We start from the raw sequence: 22,024 nt of genomic DNA on the forward strand, positions 1-22,024 counted from the left end.
AGGCGCTGGCGCAAAGCCTATGAGTGTGCAAGATGGGCTGGTGTTCCGTTGGCAACGCGCTATCCAGCCCTGCCCGATGCTTTAACCCTGAAACGCCATCTCAGGATCCCTTATGCTGCCGGGGTCTGCACCACGAACCCATGTAAAGGCCGGCCATGCACTCCTCAGAACGACTCAAAGGGATCGACGTCTTCGTCGCGGTCGCCGACCTTGGCAGCTTCACGGCAGCGGCCGGGCGACTGAGCCTTACCAGCTCGGCGGTCAGCAAAAGTATTGCGCGCCTTGAGGCGCGCATGGGCGTTCGCCTGTTCGAGCGCACCACACGCCGGTTGTCGCTGAGCGAGGCCGGCGTGGTTTTCTACCGCACCTGCACGTCGGTGCTGGCCGATCTGGAAGAAGTCGAACACACCCTCGCCACGACGGGTAATGAACCTCACGGACGGGTACGCATTGACCTGCCCGCCTCCTACGGTCGCCTGCATGTGCTGCCGCTGATCCTGGCGTTCACCCGGCAGCATCCGCTGTTACAGCCGCACGTATCGTTTTCCGACCGTTTCGTCGATCCGGTGCAGGAAGGCATCGACATCGTGGTACGCATCGGCGGCCCCGATACATGGCCCGCCGCCCTGGGCCATCAGTACTTTGGCGCCCAGCGCCTGATGTTCTGTGCAGCCCCCGACTACCTCGACACCTATGGTACGCCGCAAAGCGAGGAGGACCTGGAGCACCACCACTGCGTGGGCTATGGGCACACCGACGGTTTGGTCAGCCCGTGGTTCTTCAAAGGGCGCCAGCCTGGCGAGATGGAGCGTCGCACGGTACAGCCGCGCATCGCCGTAGGTGATGGCGAAGGCGAGGTCGCGGCGGTGCTGGCCGGCCACGGTATAGGGCAGCTACCCACCTGGTTGACCCAGCAGCACCTCGATCAAGGACGGATGATCGAGGTGCTGCCGGAGCTGGCGACCGATGGCCTGCCGATGAACCTGGTCTGGCTCAAGCGTCGCGAGCACCTACCCAAGGTGCGTGCCTTGCTCGATTACCTGTTGCCCAGGCTCGCGCCTCACGGCACGCGTGCCGCCGAACCCGTCTGAGGTGCCAGCCTGGCTACCACGGGCACTGCCAGCAGCGCCAGCACCGCGACTGCGGCGGCCACATAACCGAGGTAGGCAATCCCCAGACCGTCGATGGTCATGCCACCGAGCACCGCACCCAGGCCGATGCCTGCGTTGGCAGCCGACACGTTGGCAGTACCAGCCAGTGCCTTGGCGTGGCTCACCGACGCCATGACGCGCACCTGGCAAACCGGGTAGAGCGCCGTGTTGGCGATACCCCACAAGGCCAGCGCCAGGCAGAAAACCAGGCCTGCATGGGCCAAGGGCACCAGCGCGGCCATGCCGATCGCCAGCAGCACCAGAAAGCCCGCGGTAGCCTTGAGAACGGAGTGGTCGACGGCACGCCCCCCGATCCAGTTACCCAGCAGGCCAACGGCACCGAAGCCCATCAGCCACCAACCGGTGTGAGCCGGGGCCACACCCGCCACACGCTCGAGCAGGTCGGCCAAGTAGGTGTAGCCGGTGAACATCGCGGTGAACACCAGAATCGACAGCAGCACGTTCGCCACGAAGAAGCGTTCGGTGAAGATCCGCGCCTGGCGGGCAAAATCCACCTTGGCGGTCCGGGCCACGTGGGGCATCCAGACGCTCATCGCCACGGCCATCACCAGCGAAAGCCCCGCCAGCGCCCAGAACGCGCCACGCCAGCCCAACGCGTCAGCGGCCAACGTGCCCAGCGGGATGCCCAACAGCATGGCGGCAGAGATGCCGAGGTAAACCTTCGACACCGCGCGCCCTGCATGCTCGGGCCCCGCGAGGTGCCCTGCTGTCTCGCTGGCGGTCCCCCAGAACACCGGTAATGCCAATGCCGGTATGACACGTGCAACGGCCAGTACCCAGAAATTGTCGGCCACGGCCGCCAGGGCATTGGCCGCGGCAAAGACCAGCAGGATGGTGATGAACAGCCGTTTACGGTCCAGGTGCGCCAGCATGGCCGTGAGAAACGGCCCTGCCAACATGACCGTGAAGGCGAACAGCGTTACCAGTTGTCCCGCCATGGAGATGGACACCCCCAGGTCGCGACTCAGGGCAGGCAACAGGCCCACAATGAGAAACTCGGTGGTGACGATCAGGAAAGCTGAAAACGCAAGGATGGCAATACTGATGGCTGCCCGTGGAGCTTCGTCGACGGGTGAAGCGGTGGAAGATGCGGCAGGCATGGAAAAACTCTCAAGACGTTGGCCGCCAGTCTATTCGATCGCGCAGGTCTTATTTTTGGCCGATTTTCACATATGGGATGACGCAAATTCACCAATCAGCTCAATGTATACAACTTCCCCGTTTCCTGATTACATAGCCGCGTCGCCTACGACGCTGGCCATCGCCGGCGCGTATTGCAACAGGCATCAACCATGTCATCTGCACACACTTCAAGAACGCTACTGATCAAAAATGCCCAACTGCTCGTCACCATGGATGGCGAGCGTCGCGAAATCCGCGGCGGTGGGCTGTACATCGAAGACAACCTGATCAAGCAGGTTGGCCCCAGCGAAACCCTTCCCCAGCAGGCGGACGAGGTGCTGGACATGTCCGGCAAGGTCGTCATCCCTGGGCTGGTCAACACGCACCACCACATGTACCAGAGCCTGACCCGGGTAGTGCCAGCCGCCCAGGACGGCGAACTGTTCAACTGGCTCACCCAGCTGTACCCGATCTGGGCACGGCTCACGCCCGAGATGATTTCAGTTTCGACCCAGACGGCCATGGCTGAGCTGATCCTTTCCGGTTGCACCACCTCGAGCGATCACCTGTACATCTACCCCAACGGATGCAAGCTCGACGACAGCATCCATGCGGCTGCCGAAATTGGCATGCGTTTTCATGCTGCTCGCGGCAGCATGAGCGTGGGTCAGAGCCAGGGCGGGCTGCCGCCGGACTCGGTGGTGGAAAAGGAAGCGGATATCCTCAAGGAGTCCCAGCGCCTGATCGAGGACTACCACGATGCCAGCCATGGCTCGATGCGCCGGATCGTGGTCGCGCCCTGCTCGCCCTTCTCGGTCAGCCGCGACCTGATGCGCGAAGCGGCTGTTCTGGCTCGCCAACATGGTGTATCGCTGCACACGCACCTGGCCGAAAACGTCAATGACATTGCCTACAGCCGGGAAAAATTCGGCATGACCCCTGCCGAGTACGCCGAGGACCTGGGGTGGGTCGGGCCCGACGTGTGGCACGCTCACTGCGTGCAACTGGACCAGCATGGCATCGAACTGTTCGCCCGCACCGGTACCGGGGTCGCCCATTGCCCATGCTCGAACATGCGTCTGGCTTCCGGTATCGCTCCGGTACGCGCCATGCGCGATCATGGCGTTCCGGTCGGGCTCGGGGTGGACGGTTCGGCGTCCAACGACGGTGCCAGCATGATCGGCGAGGTTCGCCAGGCCCTGCTGCTGCAACGCGTAGGGTTTGGCCCGGACGCGATGACGGCCCGTGAAGCACTGGAAATCGCTACCTTGGGCGGTGCCAAGGTGCTCAACCGCGATGACATCGGCGCATTGGCACCGGGCATGGTCGCCGATTTCGTCGCCTTCGACCTGGGCCATGTAGCCTACGCCGGCGGCCATCATGACCCGCTTGCAGCGCTGGTGTTCTGCACCCCGACCCAGGTGCATACCAGCGTCATCAACGGCAAGGTGGTGGTGAGGGAAGGTCAGTTGGTGACTGTCGACCTGCCACGGGTACTCGAGCGCCACAACCGCCTGGCCTATCAGTTGGTCGCGGGCTGATAGAGGCGGTGCCTTAAGGTGCTGGCTGCCAAGTGCCTGCGGGGCTGCATCGCAGCCCATTGCCGGCAAGCCAGCCCCCGTCTGACGGCAAGCTCACCCTGTAGGCACCGCACGGCAACAGGCTTACAGCACCATCACCATCTCGTGCCACGCCATGCCGCCGTGGTCGGAAGGTGACGGCTGGACGTACTTGTAGCCCAGCTTGCGGTACAGTGGCACGTGCTGTTCCTTGCACATCAAGTGGATGGTCTGCTTAGCGCAGGCTTTCATCCGCAGAATGAACGCTTCCATCAACCGCTTTGCATGACCTTGGCCCTGGTAAGCCGGGTCGACCACCACCGACATGATCACCACGTTGGGGGCATCGGGGTCATGCCCGACCAGCTCCTTGAACGCTTCGTCCGACATCACGACCTGATGGGCGCAACCACTGTTGATGAAGCCCACGATGGCCCCGTCGCTTTCAAGCACTAGAAAACCTTGTGGATACTGACTGATGCGCGTCTGGATCTTTTCCAGCGTGGCCGCTTCGTCTCCCTCGTAAGCACCGATCTCGATGGCGTGGCAGCGGCTGGCGTCCTCCAGGGACGGCGTACGGAACTGAAGCGAAGGCATGACCGGCTTTTCCTTTGGGTCTGAACGATACGGCGACCATGATAACCGTGCCTGACGCTTGCTGCGATGCTCACCGCCACGCATCATGGAGGCCTTTCTGCCCGCGACGGACTTACCGAATGATCGCAGTACCCGTGCCACCCCTGGAGACGAGCCGTTGCAAACGCCTCAAAGCGGCCACCCACCGCGAACATGACGGTGTCGATCAGTTGGTCATGGCCGCCCACCCTTTTCAGGACAGGGCGCGCTATGCGCGCTTCCTGCTGGTACAGCATCATTTTCACGGCAGCCTCTTGGGACTTTACAAAGACCCCCACCTCAATACGTGGCTGCCGGGCCTCTCGTCGCTGTCGCGGTTTGCAGCGGTCGAGCAGGACATTCGCGACTTGGGACAACTGCCACCTGCCTTGCCGACGAGCGTGAAGGTAGACCCGGCCCATGCACTGGGCTGGCTGTATTGCAGCGAAGGATCGAACCTGGGCGCCGCTTTCTTGTTCAAGCACACCCAGCGCCTTGGCCTGGACGAAGGCCTGGGTGCGCGGCACCTGGCAGCGCACCCGCAAGGACGGGCGCTGCATTGGAAGGCGTTCGTGAGCGCAATCGACGGCCTTGAACTCGATAAACAACAGGAAGCTGGCGTGATCGCCGGCGCCATCGCAGCCTTTGAAGCCTATCGGACGAAGGTCACCGAGGTATTCGCCGCTGACCTGCAAGCCGCTGCGCACACCTGCGAAGGCTGAACGCTTGTGCTGCATTGGCCAGGCGCCAGCTTGCGGCCCGGATACGCCGATGGCATGAACAAAATAGCGATTTGATGCTGAGCTGGATTGCCAAACGCCATGGGCCGTCTTTACTGGTACTTAACGACCCCGGCATAGGTGTGCGCCCATGAAGATCATGCTCACCCGTATTCTTGTCGACGACCAGGCCAAAGCGCTTGCCTTCTATCATTACGTATTGGGCTTCGAACCCAAACAAGACCTCGCCATGGGCCAGCACCGCTGGCTGACCCTGACCTCGCCCAACGACCCCAACGGCGTGCAATTGCAACTGGAGCCAGAGGTGCATCCCGCGGCGAAAGCGTACAAGGCTGCGCTCAAGGAAGACGGTACCCCCACCGCGATCTTCGCGGTGCGTGACATTCAAGGCGAATATGCCCGGCTATCCGCTGCCGGTGTCAAGTTCCACCAGGCTCCCGCCGAGGTCGATAACGTCCTGACTGCAATCTTCGACGACACCTGCGGCAACCTCATCCAGATTACCCAGTTACACTGACCGCCCCTTGCAAACCGCCTGCGCCAGTTCAACTGGCGCGGCCCTACCGATCGTTGCCCAAGGACATGCGATGCGTCATGAGTTCGACGAAGTGCTCAACGACCTGGTCGACTACTTTCTGCTAGGTGACATTCAACTGCTTGAGCGCTTCAAGCAGGAGCATGGCCTGCCTGACGACCTGGCCCACGAATTCACCCATCATGACAGCGGCGACATGGCCGTGCGCGACGGCGTGGTGCTGCCTGTGGCCGGCGTCGACAACCTCCCCTATCACGTGGTGTTCACGCTCGATGGGCAAATGCCCAAATTGCGCGAGCCGGGCAGCCGGCTCAAGCACCAGCGCGGTGGTTATTCGCTGAACGTCGAGCATGGCGCTGTGATGCTGTACACCTGGCGCATCCTCCAGTACTTCACCCCCAAGACACTGGGCGACTTGATGGCGCGCTACCGTGAGCCCGGCCGCCCGGTGATCGAACTGGACAACGGTTGGTATGAGGTCGAAGTCCTGGCCGGTGCGTGCGTGCGCGATGGGCTGTACGAGCCCACCTTCGAGTTCGTCCTGAGCAAGCGTAGCGGGCGTGTGGCGAACACCACCGCGGACACGGGGTACAGCTTCAGCCTGCGAGGCTACTTTGACTGAAACCTCTTCACTGTGGCCATGAACCGCGCAGCGCAGCCAGGTTGGCAGGGCGAGATCTGGCTGGCCGAGGACCATTGCCTGGTGACAGGACGACTGGGGCGCACCGACAGCCACCAGCACTACGCCCATCAACTGCTGATTGGGCTTGATGCCGACGTCGAGGTCTGCCTGGACGGGCGTACCTACAGCGGCCCGCGAATACTGATCCCTTCGCAACAGGCTCATGCCATCCTGAGCGAGAGCGTGCAGTGCATCACCCTGTTTGCAGAGCCGTTGGCGTTCTGTGTGGCTGACCTGCAATGCCTGGGTGAATCAGCCAACGCGGTAGAGCAACTTGCCATGCGTATGCGGACATGGCCACGATCGGCGTTGGACCCACGCCTGGCAAAAGCGCTTGGTCGCGTGCGCGCAATCGGTGAGAAATCGCTGCCTGCTCATGAACTGGCCAGCGTTGCATCGCTTTCAATCAGTCAACTGGAGCGCCTGTGCACTAGCCAACTAAGGGTTTCGGTACGACGCCTGGTGCTGTGGCAGCGCCTGCGGATGGCCGTGCAGCAGGCACTGGCCGGTGCCAACCTGACCCAAGCGGCGCTCGCAGCCGGTTTCGCCGACTCCGCGCACTTATCCCGCAGCATGCGCCGCCATTTCGGGCTCACCCCCAGCGAAATCGTGCGCGACCTACGACTGGGCGCGCCTGGCTAGTGCCTGACGCAGTGCAGCAGGCAGCACTGCCGGTGGGTGCACCTCACTTCTCATCCAAGGCTCGCGCAGCTGTGCCAGATAGGTCCGGGGATAATCAGGGCGATCGCCAATGCCTACGTCCTCATCGCGCAGCGCGTAGTCGGGCAGGTGCAGCGCGGTGCCCAGCAGGCGATCCCACAGCGGCAGGAATAGAGCGAAATTGACGTCGCCGTGGGTGCCGTACTTCAGGTGATGCAGACGGTGTACCGGTGCCCACGCGAACACATGGCGCAAGGCGCCGATGCGCATGTCCACATTGCTATGTTGCAACAGCAGCTGCACGGACACGGAAAATGCCAGGAGTGCAGCGACTGGTACTGGCAGGCCCAACATCAGCAATGGCAAGGTGCCGCCCAGGGTTTCGAGCATCTGATGCACGGGGTGCTTCATCAAGCCATTGAACCCATAAAGCCGAGTCACACTGTGGTGCACGGCGTGCAGACGCCATAGCCACGCGCTGCGGTGACTGGCGTAGTGCACCAGGGTAATGCCCAGGTCGGCCAGGATGATCGCCATCAGCAACTGCAAGACCAAAGGCCAATGCACGGGCCAGAGCCCGGTGTCCGGCAGCAACGCCGTCAGCGGTACGACCATGAAAACGCTGAACCATGTCAGCGCTTCGTTTATCAACGCGTGACAGGCGTCTCGCTGGCTATCGCCCTGCGAGTGATTCCACCGTGACTTGAACGGCATGACACGCTCGCACAGCCGCGACACCGCCACGGCGCCCATCAGCAAGGGCAGCAACCAGCACAGATGGGTGTTCATCGCCACTGCCAGGGCAGCGCCTATGAACCCAAAGAAAAACACAGGGGCGTAGAGGTAGCGCATGGGTAACTCCAGAAAGACAGGAGCCCCTAGTGTCCCCGTCCCGGCCGATCCCGCGCTTGAACGAACGGCGCAACCGTGTGTGGGCGCTACTCGTTGACCAGCCGCTGCAACACGGCGCCTTCATGGCGCGCGAGGATACGCAGCAGTTGATCAACCAAGGCACGGTCCGGCGCATCGAGGTGGAAATGGTGGCCGCCTGGGTGCCAGGACACTTTCGCCTGGGGCGGCAATGCCGCTTCACGGCGGTCGAAAGCCTCGCCAGTGAAAGCGCCCTGCCGGCCGAACATCAGGTACAGCGGGCAGCGAATCTGGCTGAGCAGCGCGCAAGCTTCAGGCTCGGTGAGCGGCATGGGCTCTGGGAGCACCAACCGCGGGTCGTGTCGCCAGCAATAACCGTCGTTGAGCTGGAGCAGGTCGCGCAGCGCCAGTAACCTCGCCGCTTCTTGAGACAGGTCGGTGTCGAGCCGCTCGCGGCGCTGCGCCAGCGCGCTGTCCAGATCGTCGAAGCGTTGCACGTCCCGTTCGTTGAAGCCCTGCATCTGCGTACGCTGGACCATGCGCTTAAGGCGATAAGCCCGTGCCAGGTGCTGCACGCGGTCATGCTCGGCCACGGTGAACGGTGCTCCCATCCCGTCGAGGAAGGTCATGCTCGCGATCCCGCTGGTCATGGCCGCCAGCAGCGAAGCCACGCCGGTGCCCATGCCGTGCGCCAGCACATGGAATTGCCGCATGCCAAGGCTTTCGGTGACCGACAGCATGTCCTCGGCGTGCTCCCACAAGTAGTAGCCGCTGTCATGACGACGATGGTCGGAACGTCCGTGGCCGACCAAGTCGGGGGCTACCACGAAACAGCCATCGAGCAGGGGTGCCAGGCGCTCGAACGAGGCGGCGTTGTCCAACCAGCCATGCAAGGCCAGTACGGGAATGCCATCCTCCGGGCCCCAGCAGCGCACCGCCACTTCGATGCCATTGATGTCCAGCGGGTGATCCTTGGGTGTGGTGGTTGATCGCATGGGTATGCTTCCTGATCGGCAGCCTGATGCACGTACACCAGACCGAACACGCCGCCGCATTCCACGACGCCTGTCGTCTGCGGCAACCCTTGCGCCGGAGCACGCAGGGCGCCGACAGGTCACCTTGGCGCAAGCCAGTGGCCACCACTGGCCCCTTACCGACGGTGACTTAACCGTCACCGACCCCGGCAGTCTTCGAAACAGTCCTGGCGGCCATCGACGCGGCTGGAAGCGCGAGCGGCCACGGCGGCGTCGCCATTGGCCGGTTCCACGTGCCAGTAGCAATGCTGAACTGCTCGGGTCACGGCCACATAGGCCAAGCGCTGCACCTCCTCTTTCTGGGCGGTGTCGAACGGCTGCGGGTCGCCCGCCTTGCCCAGGCCCGCCTGGCGGTACACCTGGTTCTTGTAGGGCGAGCTGGTCAGGTACTGGCAGTCGCCCAGCATGAACACCGCATCGGCCTGCAAGCCCTTGGCGCTGTGGTAGGTGAGTTGGCGAAGACGCCGCTGCTCGGCGGGCACTGCTGCCTCGGCCTGAAGCACAGGTTCCAGGTGTTCGCTCATCGCTGCCCGGTCATTGCCCTTGCGGTAGAGCATCAGCACCGACTCGCCGCGCTGGTAATGCTCGATGAGGGTCTGGCCCAGGGCGGCCTCGTCACGCTCGAAGACCTTGACCGGTGACCCGGCAAGTTCAGCGGCAGGGCCAGCGGCTCGGGCCTTCTTGCCGGCGATGGTGGGTGTGCCCTTGACCAGGTGCTCAGCGGCATCGATGACCTGCTGCTGGCAGCGATAGTTTTCCACCATCATCACTCGAGTGCTGGCGGGCGTTGGAAACGCCTTGGTGAATTCGGTGAAGTACTTGGGCGAGCTGCCTCGCCAGCCATAGATCGACTGCCAGTCATCGCCCACGCACAACAGCGACGAGTGCTGAGCATGGCGGCCGACATTCATCCCGGGCCCGCGCCTGCGGATTTCGCGCAGGGAAGCCCGCAGCCAGCTGACGATTTGCGGCGAGACGTCCTGGAATTCATCGATCATCAGATGCGCCAGCGGCCGTAGCAGCGGGTCGGGCAACAGCTGCAGGTTTTCCGGGTTGTTTTCCCCGAACAGCGCGAACATGCGGTTGTAGCTCATGACCGGAGGGACCTGATCAAGCAGATGCGCTTCGAACGCCTTCCAGTAAAGGGCTAACGCTTCGAAGAACAGCGCGTCGCTGTCGCCTGGCACGAAGCGCATGTCGGCAATCGCCGTGTTCACTTCGAGCCCGAGGTTTTCGATAAAGCCCGCGGCACTGACGAATGCGTCGAGCAGCGGCGCGGCGGACAGCTCGCCCTTGACCTTGTATTCAAACCCCGGCCCCGTCACGGCGTCGCCCGCCAGCGAAGCGGCCAGGCGCCGGGCCATGGCGTAGTTGTCCAGCCAGATCAACGGCTGGTCGCAGAATGCCTGCAACAGGGTTCGTTTGACTGCCCACTCCCCGCGTACGGCCAGCTTGGCGCCGGGTCGTTGGTACTGAGCACTCTCGGAGGGGTCGAAGCCCAATACCACCAAGGGCCCTGTGGCACCCAACCGGCCGTGTACATGAAAACGGCATCCACGGATCTCCACGGTGTCGCGCGTCGGCTCAATGCCCTGGATCGGCCAAGCGCCTGCTGCGAACCACAGGTCCTCGATCACATCGCACAGCTCTTCGTCGCGTTGCGCAGCCAGCTGCGTCACCTGGGCGCGTTTCTGCACCTCGGGGTTATCCGGATCCACCGGCTTGAGTTGCAAGGCTTCGTTGCGCAAGTGGCCGATCAGCTCGGCAAAGCGCGGGCTGTCCGCCAGCAGGGTGCTGTAGCAATGATTGAGCTGTTGGCGCTGGGCATCGTTCAGGCGCAGGTCGAACGGGTTGCTGTCGGCCTCGGCCTCGCGCCCGGCGGGCATCTCGTTTCCCAGGGTCTCGAACGCGCGCACGTGCTCGAACCCAGGCAGGCTGCGCACTAGGGGCAGGATGCGGGAGTGGAAGGTGCGGACCAGTTCGCGCGCCTGTGCCGGTTGCAGGTGAACATCCCACAGCGCGAACACCTGCACCAAGCGCTTGATGAAGTCCTTGCGCGACTCGCGGGTGAAGGTGACGACCGTCATCGCGTCGAGTTCGTAGCCCAGGTAGTGACGCAGCAGCAAGATTCGCAGCACCAGGGAGGTGGATTTGCCCGCCCCTGCCCCGGCCACCACGCAGGTGGAGGGTGTGTCGCTGAAGATCAGTTTCCATTGCGCGGCGCTGGGTTGCGCGTGGCTGGGCAGGCGCTGGGCGACGTCGGCCTTGAAGCGTTTCTTCAGGTCGGCGGTCAAGGCCAGTCGCCAATCCTCGAACAGGTGATCGTCCTGGCCGGGCACGGCCGGGGTGTCGGGGCGATGGTCACGGATGACCAGCACTTGCTGGCCTGCCTCGTACCCTTGCGCATGGCCACGTTCGTACCCTGCGCGCTGGCCTTCGTCACGGCCCTGGTGCTGGCCATCGGCATGGCCCAGCCACCAGGAATGAGGGTGTTGCGCCTGAATGCGGGTCAGGCCACGCCCAAGGCACTGGGCGATGAGCCGTTTAAGCCAGGGTAGCCGTGTGGGTGGGATCAGTTCGGCGAGGGCCTTGGGTTGCTCGTTGGCCACAGTCACTCCGTTGGCAGCAAAATCAGCCGGCAATGTTCGCCGCAATGGCGCAAAAGCGCCAGCGAATGCGTGGGAAAACATCGGGGGTCACGGCTGGGGCAAGGGGGAGTAGGCTTGCGCGGTCTTGACCGAGGGTGACGTACGCTGGGTTAGCGGCCCATCGCGCTCGGTTCGGCGCCCGGCAAGGCCGCTTCCGCAGGGGAAAGAGTGTATCGTTGAGCCATATGCGAGGCTCAAGCCATTTAATCAAGTCAAGTTTGAAACTTTTAATTCCAATATCGTAGTTAAGACTATTGCTGTTACTGCTGTTACTGCTGTTACTGCTGTTGCAGTTGCAGTTGCAGTTGCAGTTGCAGTTGCAGTTGCAGTTGCAGTTGATCTTGATCTTGATCTTGATCTTGATCTTGCTTTTGATCTTCGCGACTTCAGAAGGCCGAACGCAGGTCTTGCGGAGGGAGGTGACAGGCATAGATGCCTGTCAAGCGCTGGGCCCCAGGATGGGGCCTACAGCGCGGTCCTCCCGGGAGCAAGACCGGAGTGAGGGAACCCCGAAGCGCAGCGTAGGGGCCGTATGAACGGAGCGCAGCCTTTTTTGGTTACTTTTTGTGGCGTTTGACAAAAAGTAACTCGCCGTAAGGGCGAAAAGGTGATTAAGCGTCGCCATCGCAAACGGACTATGCTCTCTATCAATACCCACACCAATCCAATCAAACTTCAAACTTCAAACTTCAAACTTCAAACTTCAAACTTCAAACTTCAAACTTCAAACTTCAAACTTCAAAGCGTGGGCGCATACAGCAAGTTGGTATTCATTGGCGCGGGTGGCGCACAGTCACCTTTCCGCCCTTACGGCGGCTCACTTTTTGTCTTGTCAAAAAGTAAGCAAAAACCGCCTGCTCCTATCATCCGGCCCCTACGCTACGCTCCGGGGTTCCCTCGCTCCGGGCTTGCTCCCGGGAGGACCGCGCTGCAGGCCCCATCCTGGGGCCCAGCGCTTGACGGGCATCCATGCCCGTCACCTCCCTCCGCAAGCCCTGCGCTCGGCCTCCTGAAGTCGCGATCTGTGTTGCCTGGGCTACCGCGCGCTTAGAAGCAAAAGCAAAGCAACGGCAACGGCAACGGCAACGGCAACGGCAACGGCAACGGCAACGGCAACGGCAACGGCAACGGCAACGGCAACGGCAACGGCAACGGCAACGGCAACGGCAACGGCAACGGCAATATAGAGGGTTACCTCAAAAAAGATATCTATTTATTCGATTAAAAAAAGCCGATATTTACGCTTATTTTAGATGTTTCATTAGCGCATGATGGACCCATTCCACCCCTTGAAGGAGTCCGATCATGCTTCAACTACGACCATTCAACACCCTCGGCGCCGCCAACCACGGCTGGCTCGATGCGCACCACCACTTCTCATTCGCCGAGTACTACGACCCAGCACGCATGCATTGGGGCAACCTGCGCGTCTGGAACGACGACATCATCGCCGCTGGCAGCGGCTTCCCGCCCCACCCTCACCGGGATATGGAAATCATCACCTACGTCCGCGAAGGAGCCATCACCCATGAAGACAACCTGGGAAACAAGGGCCGAACCGAGGCCGGCGACGTGCAGGTGATGAGCGCCGGCACGGGCATCGCGCACAGCGAGTACAACCAAGAGGACAGCGACGCGCGCATTTTCCAGATCTGGATCGTGCCCGAGCGCAGTGGTGAAGCACCGTCCTGGGGTACACGCCCGTTCCCCAAGGGTGAACGCGGCGAAGGCTTCGTGACCCTGGCCAGTGGTAGGGATGGCGATGAAGGCAGCCTGCCGATTCGTACCGATGCCCGCCTGGTCGCCGCAACGCTGCGCGCCGGAGAAACCGCCGAATACCGGTTCGACCCCAAGCGTCGCGGCTACCTGGTCCCGGCCAAGGGCCGCATCGAGGTCAATGGGCTGAAAGCCAATGCCCGAGACGGCGTGGCCATCGCCGAAGAAACGCTGCTGCAGGTCACAGCCCTGGAAGACAGCGAAATCGTGCTGGTTGACGTTGCCTGAGACAGTAGCACCCAGCCGGGCCAGTCCCTCAAGGATTGCCCGGCTGGGCCAACTCAGCCAACACCTCGGCGGACGTGGTGACCTGGCGGAAATGATGCGCCCACAAGGCGATGCCCATCTTCGCCGAGCGATCCAGCGAGGAGCCGACCGTCATGTCAGTCACCAGCGTCGGCATCAACCCGGCGTCGAACAGCGCGAAACCGGCTGCCAGCACACAGGTGTCGGTCTGCAAACCGCTCACCAGCACACGCTGCACCCCCAGACCGTGCAGGTACTCGATCATTTCGGTACCCGGCCCGTAACCATGCTTGATGAACACCTGATCGGCTTCGATCAGGCTTTCATCCTGGGCAGCCGGATGCCAGCCCAATTGCCGCTCGAACGGTGTCACCCGCTCATCGTGCAACTCGACCGAGGCGATGGTAGGTATATTGGCCGACAGCAGTCGCAGCCCGTCGATCAACCATTCCGGCGGGCTGAATGTGGACTGGACGTCCACGATGAGCAGGACCTGACGCATGAGCACCTTCTGTCATGAAAAAAGCCACGGAGTATACCCGCCTGGGCCTAAAGAGCGCGTTGAAGCCAAACCTGCTGGTGCGGGACAGTACTCGGCAAGGCTGATGAACAAATCTTCATGCAGGCCTGAGCCCCACAGGCTCGGGCGGCCTGGGCCTGGGTCTGCTCACCATGCGGCTACGCGCCTTGAGGCAGGCATGCAGCTTGCGTAGCATCACTGCCCCATCCGGCACCAGGCAGGACCCACGCCTGCGCGCCCAGCCTTCTACAGACAGAGCCCATGCCCCAACCGATCCCCCTCAAGGACCATGAAAAGGAAAAGCACCTGGTCAACCGCCGGCTACTGGCCTGCGCTGCGCTGGTCTTCAGCCTGGTCGCCATCCTGATTGGTCGGTTATATGTGCTGCAAGTCATCCAGCATGACCAGCAAAGCGCCGTCTCGGAGAACAATCGCGTCCATGTACTGCCGATCGCACCCGAGCGAGGCTTGATCTACGACCGCAATGGCACCGTGCTGGCCGACAACAAGCCCAGCTTCGACCTGAGCATGACCCGTGAACGGACCGGCGGAGACAGCGCCAAGGTGCTCGACACCCTGACCCAGGTCCTGGGACTGGATGAGGAGGACCGCAAGCAGTTCGACAAGGATCTGCGACGCGGGCGCAAACCCTTCGAACCGGTCACCTTGATGGTGGGCTTGAACGAAGAGCAGATTGCCTTGATTGCCGTCAACCAGTTCCGGTTGCCGGGCCTTGAAGTCGAGCCGCAATTCATCCGCGAATACCCGCTGGGCGAGCACTTCGCCCATTCGGTCGGATACGTAGGGCGCATCAACGAAAAAGAAGCCAAGACCCTGGACAGCACCGAGTACCGGGGTACTCAGTCGATCGGCAAGACGGGCATCGAACGCTTCTATGAAAGTCAGTTGCACGGCCACGTAGGCTATGAGGAAGTCGAGACCAATGCCCAGGGCCGGGTGATGCGCGTGCTCAATCACAAGGCCCCTACCCCAGGCCAGGATATCGTGCTGACCCTCGATGCCCACCTGCAATTGGCGGCGGAAAAGGCCCTGGGCGAGCGCCGTGGCTCGGTGGTGGTGCTGGACCCGGCCAACGGCGATGTGCTGGCGATGGTCAGTAACCCGGGCTTTGACCCCAACCTGTTCGTCAAGGGCATCAGTTTCAAGCAGTACGCCCAACTGCGCGACTCCATCGACCGCCCCCTGTTCAACCGCGTGCTGCGCGGGCTGTATGCCCCAGGTTCGACGGTCAAGCCCGAGGTGGCCATTGCCGGGCTGGACAGCGGCGTGATCACGCCGGGCAACCGGGTGTTCGACCCGGGTTACTACGAGCTGCCCAACTACGACCACAAGTACCGTAACTGGAACCGTAGCGGTGATGGCTGGGTGGACATGTACACGGCGATCATGCGCTCCAACGACACCTACTTCTACGACCTGGCGCACAAACTGGGTATCGAGCGCTTGCACGACTACATGGCTGAGTTCGGCCTCGGCCAGAAGGTGTCGCTGGACATGTTCGAAGAAGCAGCCGGGCTGATGCCTTCGGCCCAATGGAAGCGCGCGACCCGCCGACAGCCTTGGTTCCCGGGTGAAACGTTGATCCTGGGCATTGGCCAGGGCTACATGCAGGTCACGCCGTTGCAGTTGGCCCAAGCCACCAGTCTGCTGGCCAGCAAGGGCGTATGGCACCGCCCGCACCTGGCGATGACCGTCGGTGGCGATGCGCCGGTCGACCCCAACCCCATGCCCGATATCGTCCTGCACGACAAACGCGCCTGGGACCAGGTCAGCCAAGGTATGCAAATGGTCATGCACGACCCGCGCGGCATCGCGCGTGCTGCCGCTGCCGGCGCGCAATACCGCATTGCCGGCAAGAGCGGCACGGCCCAGGTCGTGGCCATCAAGCAAGGGGAACGCTACAACCGCAACAAGACCCTGGAACGGCACCGTGACAACGCCTTGTTCGTCGGTTTCGCTCCGGCCGAGCACCCTAGCGTGGTCGTGGCGGTGATGATCGAAAACGGCGAAGCCGGTGGGCGGGTCGCAGGTCCGGTAGTCCGCGAGGTCATGGACGCTTACCTGCTGGACGATCAAGGTCATCTCAAGCCCGAGTACGCCGGCAGCTCGGCGGTCAAGCCACCTGCCCACGGCTGAAATCGGCTATCCGTTCAGGGCGCGACGCGGGGCATCAGATCGTAGGGGTGCTGCCAGCCTGGCAACGCCTGCAGGCGGGCTTTCCAGGCTTCGATGTGCGTGTACTGCTGCACGTCCATACCGGTGTCCTCGGGCATGAACACATAACCGGCCAGCGACAAGTCGGCGATGGTCGCCCGCGCGCCGACCATGAATGGCGTGCCGGCCAGGTGCCCATCGACGATGCGGTAGGCTGCGGCGGCGCGCTCGCGCAGAAACGTCGTCACCTCGGTTTCGCCCGTCTTCTTCAGGCACAACAGAAAGCGCAGCGCCGCGTAATAGCTGGTGAACTTGTGGTTGTCGAACAGCATCCAGCGCCAGATCTCACGCCGATCTTCTTCATGCTCCGGGCCGAACTGGCCTGTCTGTGCGCTCAAGTACTCGAGGATCAACGCCGACTGGGTCAAGCAGGTGCCCGCATGCATCAGCACCGGCACCTCACCCTGCTCGTTCACCTCATCACGCCACACCGGGTCGCGGGTCTGGCCGTTGAAGAAATCTACGAACACTGGCTGCCAGTCCTGGCCGGTCAGCTCGAGCATTAGCGCAGCCTTGTACGCATTCCCGGATTCGGCGAAGCAATGCAACGTGTATTCAGACATGGTGCAGCCCTCGATGGCTGTCAGGGTGGGCCCCTGAGCAGAGCACGCGGGTGGCGGTACGGTCAACCGGGCCTGGCGTCGATGGTTGCCAGGCCGGTTGACCAGCCCCATCCTGTCCCGTATGAGCAGACCATCGGCTAACGCTTCGGTGATGGAACTCCACCCACCTGCGTAGCCTCTCACCAATAGTGGTAATCCCCTGGGCTTCACCTATTGGAGAACACGACATGCGCCAACTTGCCCTCGTACCCGCACTGCTGCTTCTATTGCCTGCCGGCGCTGCCATGGCCCGCGTCGACGGCCGCGACATTGCCACCTCGGCCGGTGTCTCGGCTTCGCTGTACTCAACGTTCAAGGATGACAAGCGCATCATTCCTGCCCGTGACGAGCTGTCTGCATTCGTCGCCAGCGGTGGTGCCATTCGTGGTGCCTACGTGGAAGCTGCCTTGCAGCAAGCACGCAAGGACCACCCCGGCCTGCAAGTCAACGATGAAGAACTGGCTCGCGCCATTCTCTCCCAGGACGACCCTCTGGTCGCCCAACAATGACTGCCGCCGGCGTTGGCCTTCGTAGTGGCCAACGCCGGTCGTAGCCCTCCCTGCAAGCCCTGGGCCCGAACTGGGGCTACACTCGTCATGACCCCATAAAAACAAAGCATCCAAGTGAGATGGCGATGTTGTATGACGAACGCGTCGACGGAGCGCTGCCAACGGTTGACCGCGCGCTTTTGATCCAGTCCCTGCGCGATGCACTGCCCGATCTTCAATTGCTATGCCGCGATGAGGACCTCAAGCCGTATGAGTGCGACGGTCTGGCGGCGTACCGCACGGTCCCGTTGCTGGTGGTGTTACCCGAGCGCGTGGACCAGGTACAGGTTGTGCTGCAGATCTGCCACCGGCTCACCGTACCTGTCGTGGCTCGCGGCGCCGGAACCGGGCTGTCTGGCGGTGCCATGCCCTTGGCCAAAGGCGTGTTGCTGGTCATGGCGCGGCTCAATCGTATTCTTGAAGTCAGCCCCCAGGGCCGCTTCGCCCGCGTCCAGCCGGGCGTTCGCAACCTGGCCATTTCCCAGGCCGCCGCCCCTTACGGTCTGTACTACGCCCCCGATCCCTCATCGCAAATTGCCTGCACCATCGGCGGCAATGTGGCTGAAAACGCAGGCGGCGTGCATTGCCTGAAGTATGGTCTGACCGTTCACAACATCCTGAAACTGGAAGTGCTTACCGTGGCAGGTGAACGGTTGACCCTGGGTAGCGATGCGCTCGACAGCCCTGGGTTCGACCTGCTGGCATTGTTCACAGGCTCCGAAGGCATGCTGGGGATCGTCACCGAGGTGACCGTACGGCTGCTGCCCAAGCCACCCGTGGCACGGGTCCTGCTGGCCAGCTTTGACCGGGTCGAGGACGCCGCACGGTCCGTCGCCCACATCATTGCCGCCGGCATCATCCCCGGGGGCCTGGAAATGATGGATAACCTGGCGATTCGCGCTGCCGAGGACTTCATCCATGCCGGGTATCCAGTGGAGGCAGCCGCCATCCTCTTGTGTGAACTCGACGGCGTCGAGGCCGATGTGCAGGAAGACTGCGAACGGGTTGCCGCGCTGTTCACCCAGGCCGGCGCCTGCGAGGTGCGGCTGGCGTGTAACGAGGCACAGCGTGCACGGTTCTGGGCGGGACGCAAGAATGCCTTCCCTGCCGTAGGCCGCCTGTCCCCGGACTATTACTGTATGGACGGTACGATTCCGCGGCGTGAATTGCCTTACGTGCTGGTGCGGATCAGTGAAATGGCGCGCGAACATGGGCTGCGGGTGGCCAACGTGTTCCATGCGGGTGACGGTAATATGCACCCGCTGATCCTGTTCGACGCCAACCGGCCTGGCGAACTGGAGCGGGCCGAGTCCCTGGGTGGAAAAATCCTTGAACTGTGCGTGGCCGTGGGGGGAAGCATCACCGGTGAGCATGGGGTTGGCCGGGAGAAGATCAACCAGATGTGCGCCCAGTTCACTCATGACGAGCTGCGCGTGTTTCACGCGGTCAAGGCTGCATTCGACCCGCAGGGCTTGCTCAACCCTGGCAAGAACATTCCCACGCTGCACCGCTGCGCCGAATTCGGTGCGTTGCACGTGCACCATGGGCAGTTGCCCTTCCCTGCCCTGGAGCGGTTTTGATGGACGCGGACCAGGATGCAAGCCAGGCGCTGCTCGACCAGGTACGCCAAGCGCTGGATGCAGGTACGCCCTTGTGCATACAGGGCAGCGGCAGCAAGGCGGTGATCGGCCATGCCGTCCACGGGCAAGTGCTTGATACACGCGGTCATCGCGGCATCGTCAGTTATGACCCCACGGAGCTGGTGCTGACGGCTCGCGCCGGTACGCCTTTGCGCGACATAGAGGCCGCGCTGCAGGATAACGGACAAATGCTACCGTGCGAGCCACCGCACCTGGGCCCGGGTGCCACCTTGGGCGGCATGGTGGCGGCTGGCTTGTCCGGGCCCCGGCGGCCCTGGGCAGGATCAGTGCGCGACTTCGTGCTGGGCACACAGGTAATCACGGGCCAGGGCAGCTTGCTGCGCTTTGGCGGCCAGGTAATGAAAAACGTAGCCGGGTATGACCTTTCACGGTTGCTGGCAGGCAGTTTCGGCTGTCTGGGCGTGTTGACCGAGGTATCGCTCAAGGTCCTGCCCGTGCCGCGGCACTGCGTAAGCCTGCGCCTTGGAATGGACCGCAGCCAGGCCTTGGCCGAGCTCACGCGCTGGGGCGCGCAACCGCTGCCGCTGAGCGGCGCCTGCCACGATGGCCAAGCGCTGTTCGTGCGCCTGGAAGGTGGCGAGGGTTCGGTAGCGTCGGCCCGCCAGCGCCTTGGCGGCGAGTGCGTGGACGGCGAGTTCTGGACGCAACTGCGTGAGCAGCGCCTGGCATTCTTCACCCAGGGCAGCGAACCCTTGTGGCGTGTGTCGGTACCTCTCGCGACAGGAGAACTGGACCTGCCAGGGCGCCAATGGCTGGACTGGGCAGGCGCCCAGCGTTGGCTGCGCACGGATGCCCCAGCCCACGTCATTCACCGCATTGCCGAGCAGGCTCGCGGCAATGCGCTGTGCCTTACCCCAGGCCAGGCCCACTATCCGCCGTTGTCGGAGCCGCTGATGCGCTACCACCGTAGCCTCAAGGCCCAGCTGGACCCCAAGCGCATTTTCAACCCTGGCCGTCTGTACCCGGACCTTTGAGGGCAGCCTATGCAGACCAACTTGAGTGACAGCGCACGCACGCTCGAGCGCGCCGACGAGGCAGAACGTATCTTGCGCGCGTGCGTACACTGCGGCTTCTGCACAGCGACCTGCCCCACCTACCAACTGCTTGGCGATGAGCTCGATGGCCCGCGTGGACGTATCTACCTGATCAAGCAGGTGCTCGAAGGCCAGCCCGCCACTACCAGCACTCAGGCTCACCTGGACCGATGCCTGTCGTGCCGCAGCTGCGAAAGCACTTGCCCGTCGGGTGTGCGTTATCACGACCTGCTGGACATCGGCCGGGCCGTCGTGGAGCAGCAGGTGCCACGGCCAATGGGCCAGCGCCTGTTGCGTCACGGCCTGCGCTTTACGATGGTGCGCCCCGCTGTTTTCAGAGCCCTGCTCCGAGCTGGCCAAGCCCTGCGCCCGTGGCTACCGGCGCAGGCCCGGGAAAAGGTTCCGCTGCGCAAGGCAGCTGACCTGACGCGCCCTGCCGTACGCCACCGGCGACGCGTCCTGATGCTCGAGGGGTGCGTGCAACCGGCATTGTCACCGGCGACCAACGCCGCGGCGGCGCGCCTGCTCGACCGCGTCGGCATCAGCGTGACCCCTGCACCGGCCGGGGAGTGCTGTGGAGCCATCGATTTCCACCTCAATGCCCAGGAGCAAGGCTTGCAGCGCGCACGACGGCGCATCGATGCCTGGTGGCCGGCCGTCGAGGCCGGCGTCGAGGCGATCGTGATTCCAGCGAGCGGCTGCGCCGCGTTCGTGCGCGAGTATGCTCACCTATTGGCCGCTGACCCGGCCTACGCAGCCAAGGCGGCACGGGTCAGCAGCCTGTGCCGTGACCTGGTGGAAGTCCTGGGTGATGCGCCTATCGAGCAGTTGGCGGTACCCGCCGGGCGGCGCCTGGCGTTTCATTGCCCATGCACGCTGCAACATGCCCTGAAACTGGGTGGGGCTGTCGAAGCGCTACTGATCCGGATAGGGTTTACCTTGACGCCGGTTACCGATGCTCACCTGTGTTGTGGCTCGGCAGGCACCTACTCGCTGACCCAGCCAGGGATGTCCAGGCAGCTGCGCGATAACCGGCTGGAGGCCCTGGAACGCGGGCAACCGGACGAGATAGCCACCGCCAACATTGGCTGTCAGGTGCATTTGAATGGCGCAGGGCGCACTGCGGTTCGGCACTGGGTAGAGATCGTCGAAGAGGCAGTCAGGCACGCAGAAGACCACGCCGGGACGCACAAGGAGTAGGCGGCCCTGCTGCCGTGAGCATCTCGATCACCGCACGTTTGAGCGTTGCCCATTCATGTGATTGGGATTTTTCACCGGCCACCTTAGGAACCGTCTTACTTGTCGCTTGGCATGGCAGAAAACATGATCGGCGCAGTCGCCCCTCACATAGGACGCTGCGCATGCTCGACACTCCGCACCTTCTTGCCGAACTGCGCAGCAACCTGCGCGAACTGCTTACCCATGATCTGACCAACCCGGACCAGGACCCTCATCTTTCTGGTGTCATGTTCTTCTGTGTCACCGATGAGCAATCCAGACAACTGATCGAGCGAATCGAACTGCTCGCCAGTGAAGCGTTCTTCGACGTCCGGGGCCGAGCCATCACCCATCACATGAAGGCCGTCGCACAGGAAGGCGTGCTCATCAAGCGCTGCCGCAGCGCCCCTGCGGACGAAACACGCATCCGCATCATCCTATCGGGCAAAGGCTATATCACGGTGAGCATGGCCAGGTCGTAAGCGATCTTGCTACTGCAGGAGCAAGCGCCTTTGCCGTACGCAATCCGCTATCCTGAGCGCTCTCT

At 62.8% G+C, this 22,024-nt stretch carries 21 protein-coding genes; 14 read left to right on the plus strand and 7 right to left on the minus strand.

Annotated features, from left to right (window positions below):
• Positions 1 to 155: 155 nt before the first annotated feature.
• Positions 156 to 1,091 (plus strand): LysR family transcriptional regulator, encoded by a 936-nt coding sequence (locus tag MOP87_RS11470; protein WP_027914800.1) that lies wholly within the window; start codon positions 156 to 158, stop codon positions 1,089 to 1,091.
• Here the strand turns inward: MOP87_RS11470 and MOP87_RS11475 are convergent.
• Positions 1,061 to 2,272, minus strand: coding sequence for an MFS transporter (locus MOP87_RS11475; RefSeq protein WP_242809517.1), 1,212 nt, complete (start codon positions 2,270 to 2,272; stop codon positions 1,061 to 1,063). The two genes, MOP87_RS11470 and MOP87_RS11475, sit on opposite strands and share 31 nt — an antisense overlap.
• A 192-nt stretch (positions 2,273 to 2,464) precedes the next feature.
• On the opposite strand from MOP87_RS11475, the gene MOP87_RS11480 reads away from it, so the two are divergent.
• Positions 2,465 to 3,835: an 8-oxoguanine deaminase gene (locus MOP87_RS11480; RefSeq protein ID WP_242809519.1), complete on the plus strand. Its 1,371-nt coding sequence runs from the start codon at positions 2,465 to 2,467 to the stop codon at positions 3,833 to 3,835.
• Positions 3,836 to 3,958: 123 nt separating this feature from the next.
• Here the strand turns inward: MOP87_RS11480 and MOP87_RS11485 are convergent, their stop codons facing one another.
• Positions 3,959 to 4,450 carry a GNAT family N-acetyltransferase gene (locus MOP87_RS11485; protein ID WP_049695852.1) on the minus strand — a complete coding sequence of 164 codons (492 nt, stop codon included), beginning with the start codon at positions 4,448 to 4,450 and terminating at the stop codon, positions 3,959 to 3,961.
• A 119-nt stretch (positions 4,451 to 4,569) separates the two neighbouring features.
• Here MOP87_RS11485 and MOP87_RS11490 point away from each other — a divergent pair, with 119 nt between their 5' ends.
• The 4 genes from MOP87_RS11490 (at position 4,570) to MOP87_RS11505 (ending at position 7,067) form a co-directional block, all read left to right on the plus strand.
• On the plus strand, positions 4,570 to 5,190 hold the full coding sequence (locus tag MOP87_RS11490) for a biliverdin-producing heme oxygenase (RefSeq protein ID WP_242809520.1): 621 nt from the start codon (positions 4,570 to 4,572) through the stop codon (positions 5,188 to 5,190).
• 148 nt (positions 5,191 to 5,338) lie between these two features.
• Positions 5,339 to 5,725, plus strand: coding sequence for a VOC family protein (locus tag MOP87_RS11495; protein WP_027914795.1), 387 nt, complete (start codon positions 5,339 to 5,341; stop codon positions 5,723 to 5,725).
• Positions 5,726 to 5,795: 70 nt separating this feature from the next.
• Positions 5,796 to 6,365, plus strand: a complete 570-nt coding sequence (locus tag MOP87_RS11500) for a hypothetical protein (RefSeq protein WP_027914794.1) — start codon at positions 5,796 to 5,798, stop codon at positions 6,363 to 6,365.
• 18 nt (positions 6,366 to 6,383) lie between these two features.
• Complete coding sequence (locus MOP87_RS11505; protein WP_145280071.1) at positions 6,384 to 7,067, plus strand: AraC family transcriptional regulator; 684 nt, start codon at positions 6,384 to 6,386, stop codon at positions 7,065 to 7,067.
• Here MOP87_RS11505 and MOP87_RS11510 read toward each other — a convergent pair.
• From MOP87_RS11510 to MOP87_RS11520, 3 genes are all read right to left on the minus strand, one after another.
• Complete coding sequence (locus MOP87_RS11510; protein ID WP_197873879.1) at positions 7,044 to 7,937, minus strand: sterol desaturase family protein; 894 nt, start codon at positions 7,935 to 7,937, stop codon at positions 7,044 to 7,046. The two genes, MOP87_RS11505 and MOP87_RS11510, sit on opposite strands and share 24 nt — an antisense overlap.
• Positions 7,938 to 8,023: 86 nt before the next feature.
• Positions 8,024 to 8,950, minus strand: a complete 927-nt coding sequence (locus tag MOP87_RS11515; RefSeq protein WP_027914793.1) for an alpha/beta fold hydrolase — start codon at positions 8,948 to 8,950, stop codon at positions 8,024 to 8,026.
• Positions 8,951 to 9,126: 176 nt separating this feature from the next.
• Positions 9,127 to 11,598, minus strand: coding sequence for a UvrD-helicase domain-containing protein (locus MOP87_RS11520; RefSeq protein ID WP_242809521.1), 2,472 nt, complete (start codon positions 11,596 to 11,598; stop codon positions 9,127 to 9,129).
• Between the two features lie 124 nt (positions 11,599 to 11,722).
• Between MOP87_RS11520 and MOP87_RS11525 the strand changes: the two genes are divergently transcribed.
• Positions 11,723 to 12,139 carry a hypothetical protein gene (locus MOP87_RS11525; protein ID WP_242810564.1) on the plus strand — a complete coding sequence of 139 codons (417 nt, stop codon included), beginning with the start codon at positions 11,723 to 11,725 and terminating at the stop codon, positions 12,137 to 12,139.
• A gap of 803 nt (positions 12,140 to 12,942) precedes the next feature.
• Positions 12,943 to 13,641 (plus strand): pirin family protein, encoded by a 699-nt coding sequence (locus MOP87_RS11530; protein ID WP_027915730.1) that lies wholly within the window; start codon positions 12,943 to 12,945, stop codon positions 13,639 to 13,641.
• Between the two features lie 28 nt (positions 13,642 to 13,669).
• Here the strand turns inward: MOP87_RS11530 and MOP87_RS11535 are convergent, their stop codons facing one another.
• Positions 13,670 to 14,161, minus strand: coding sequence for a cysteine hydrolase family protein (locus MOP87_RS11535; RefSeq protein WP_059183940.1), 492 nt, complete (start codon positions 14,159 to 14,161; stop codon positions 13,670 to 13,672).
• A 279-nt stretch (positions 14,162 to 14,440) separates the two neighbouring features.
• On the opposite strand from MOP87_RS11535, the gene mrdA reads away from it, so the two are divergent.
• Entirely contained in the window at positions 14,441 to 16,336 is a 1,896-nt protein-coding gene (mrdA, locus tag MOP87_RS11540; RefSeq protein ID WP_242809523.1) for a penicillin-binding protein 2, read from the plus strand.
• Between the two features lie 14 nt (positions 16,337 to 16,350).
• Here the strand turns inward: mrdA and MOP87_RS11545 are convergent, their stop codons facing one another.
• Positions 16,351 to 16,977, minus strand: a complete 627-nt coding sequence (locus tag MOP87_RS11545; protein WP_027915727.1) for a glutathione S-transferase — start codon at positions 16,975 to 16,977, stop codon at positions 16,351 to 16,353.
• 227 nt (positions 16,978 to 17,204) lie between these two features.
• Here MOP87_RS11545 and MOP87_RS11550 point away from each other — a divergent pair, with 227 nt between their 5' ends.
• From MOP87_RS11550 to MOP87_RS11570, 5 genes are all read left to right on the plus strand, one after another.
• A complete protein-coding gene (locus MOP87_RS11550) occupies positions 17,205 to 17,525 on the plus strand; it encodes a DUF2388 domain-containing protein (protein WP_027915726.1) in 321 nt (106 codons plus the stop codon).
• Between the two features lie 119 nt (positions 17,526 to 17,644).
• Entirely contained in the window at positions 17,645 to 19,144 is a 1,500-nt protein-coding gene (glcD, locus tag MOP87_RS11555; protein ID WP_242809524.1) for a glycolate oxidase subunit GlcD, read from the plus strand.
• Positions 19,144 to 20,199 (plus strand): glycolate oxidase subunit GlcE, encoded by a 1,056-nt coding sequence (glcE, locus tag MOP87_RS11560; RefSeq protein WP_145279445.1) that lies wholly within the window; start codon positions 19,144 to 19,146, stop codon positions 20,197 to 20,199. Before glcD ends, glcE begins: the two co-directional genes overlap by 1 nt.
• 9 nt (positions 20,200 to 20,208) lie before the next feature.
• Positions 20,209 to 21,459, plus strand: coding sequence for a glycolate oxidase subunit GlcF (gene glcF / locus MOP87_RS11565; protein ID WP_028686396.1), 1,251 nt, complete (start codon positions 20,209 to 20,211; stop codon positions 21,457 to 21,459).
• A gap of 161 nt (positions 21,460 to 21,620) precedes the next feature.
• On the plus strand, positions 21,621 to 21,959 hold the full coding sequence (locus MOP87_RS11570) for a hypothetical protein (protein ID WP_033695131.1): 339 nt from the start codon (positions 21,621 to 21,623) through the stop codon (positions 21,957 to 21,959).
• The last annotated feature ends 65 nt before the right edge of the window (positions 21,960 to 22,024 follow it).

Source organism: Pseudomonas sp. I3-I5, assembly GCF_022699445.1.
GTDB classification, from domain to species: Bacteria; Pseudomonadota; Gammaproteobacteria; order Pseudomonadales; family Pseudomonadaceae; genus Aquipseudomonas; species Aquipseudomonas fulva.

What these genes read in the sequence shown, in the direction of transcription:
- glcD (WP_242809524.1), top strand. Translation starts at nt 17,645, where the DNA reads ATGGCGATGTTGTATGACGAACGCGTCGACGGAGCGCTGCCAACGGTT.
- MOP87_RS11505 (WP_145280071.1), top strand. Translation starts at nt 6,384, where the DNA reads ATGAACCGCGCAGCGCAGCCAGGTTGGCAGGGCGAGATCTGGCTGGCC.
- MOP87_RS11530 (WP_027915730.1), top strand. Translation starts at nt 12,943, where the DNA reads ATGCTTCAACTACGACCATTCAACACCCTCGGCGCCGCCAACCACGGC.
- MOP87_RS11480 (WP_242809519.1), top strand. Translation starts at nt 2,465, where the DNA reads ATGTCATCTGCACACACTTCAAGAACGCTACTGATCAAAAATGCCCAA.
- MOP87_RS11550 (WP_027915726.1), top strand. Translation starts at nt 17,205, where the DNA reads ATGCGCCAACTTGCCCTCGTACCCGCACTGCTGCTTCTATTGCCTGCC.
- MOP87_RS11485 (WP_049695852.1), bottom strand. Translation starts at nt 4,450, where the DNA reads ATGCCTTCGCTTCAGTTCCGTACGCCGTCCCTGGAGGACGCCAGCCGC.
- MOP87_RS11500 (WP_027914794.1), top strand. Translation starts at nt 5,796, where the DNA reads ATGCGTCATGAGTTCGACGAAGTGCTCAACGACCTGGTCGACTACTTT.
- MOP87_RS11535 (WP_059183940.1), bottom strand. Translation starts at nt 14,161, where the DNA reads ATGCGTCAGGTCCTGCTCATCGTGGACGTCCAGTCCACATTCAGCCCG.
- MOP87_RS11515 (WP_027914793.1), bottom strand. Translation starts at nt 8,950, where the DNA reads ATGCGATCAACCACCACACCCAAGGATCACCCGCTGGACATCAATGGC.
- glcF (WP_028686396.1), top strand. Translation starts at nt 20,209, where the DNA reads ATGCAGACCAACTTGAGTGACAGCGCACGCACGCTCGAGCGCGCCGAC.
- mrdA (WP_242809523.1), top strand. Translation starts at nt 14,441, where the DNA reads ATGCCCCAACCGATCCCCCTCAAGGACCATGAAAAGGAAAAGCACCTG.
- MOP87_RS11490 (WP_242809520.1), top strand. Translation starts at nt 4,570, where the DNA reads ATGATCGCAGTACCCGTGCCACCCCTGGAGACGAGCCGTTGCAAACGC.
- MOP87_RS11510 (WP_197873879.1), bottom strand. Translation starts at nt 7,937, where the DNA reads ATGCGCTACCTCTACGCCCCTGTGTTTTTCTTTGGGTTCATAGGCGCT.
- MOP87_RS11495 (WP_027914795.1), top strand. Translation starts at nt 5,339, where the DNA reads ATGAAGATCATGCTCACCCGTATTCTTGTCGACGACCAGGCCAAAGCG.
- MOP87_RS11475 (WP_242809517.1), bottom strand. Translation starts at nt 2,272, where the DNA reads ATGCCTGCCGCATCTTCCACCGCTTCACCCGTCGACGAAGCTCCACGG.
- MOP87_RS11470 (WP_027914800.1), top strand. Translation starts at nt 156, where the DNA reads ATGCACTCCTCAGAACGACTCAAAGGGATCGACGTCTTCGTCGCGGTC.
- MOP87_RS11570 (WP_033695131.1), top strand. Translation starts at nt 21,621, where the DNA reads ATGCTCGACACTCCGCACCTTCTTGCCGAACTGCGCAGCAACCTGCGC.
- MOP87_RS11545 (WP_027915727.1), bottom strand. Translation starts at nt 16,977, where the DNA reads ATGTCTGAATACACGTTGCATTGCTTCGCCGAATCCGGGAATGCGTAC.
- glcE (WP_145279445.1), top strand. Translation starts at nt 19,144, where the DNA reads ATGGACGCGGACCAGGATGCAAGCCAGGCGCTGCTCGACCAGGTACGC.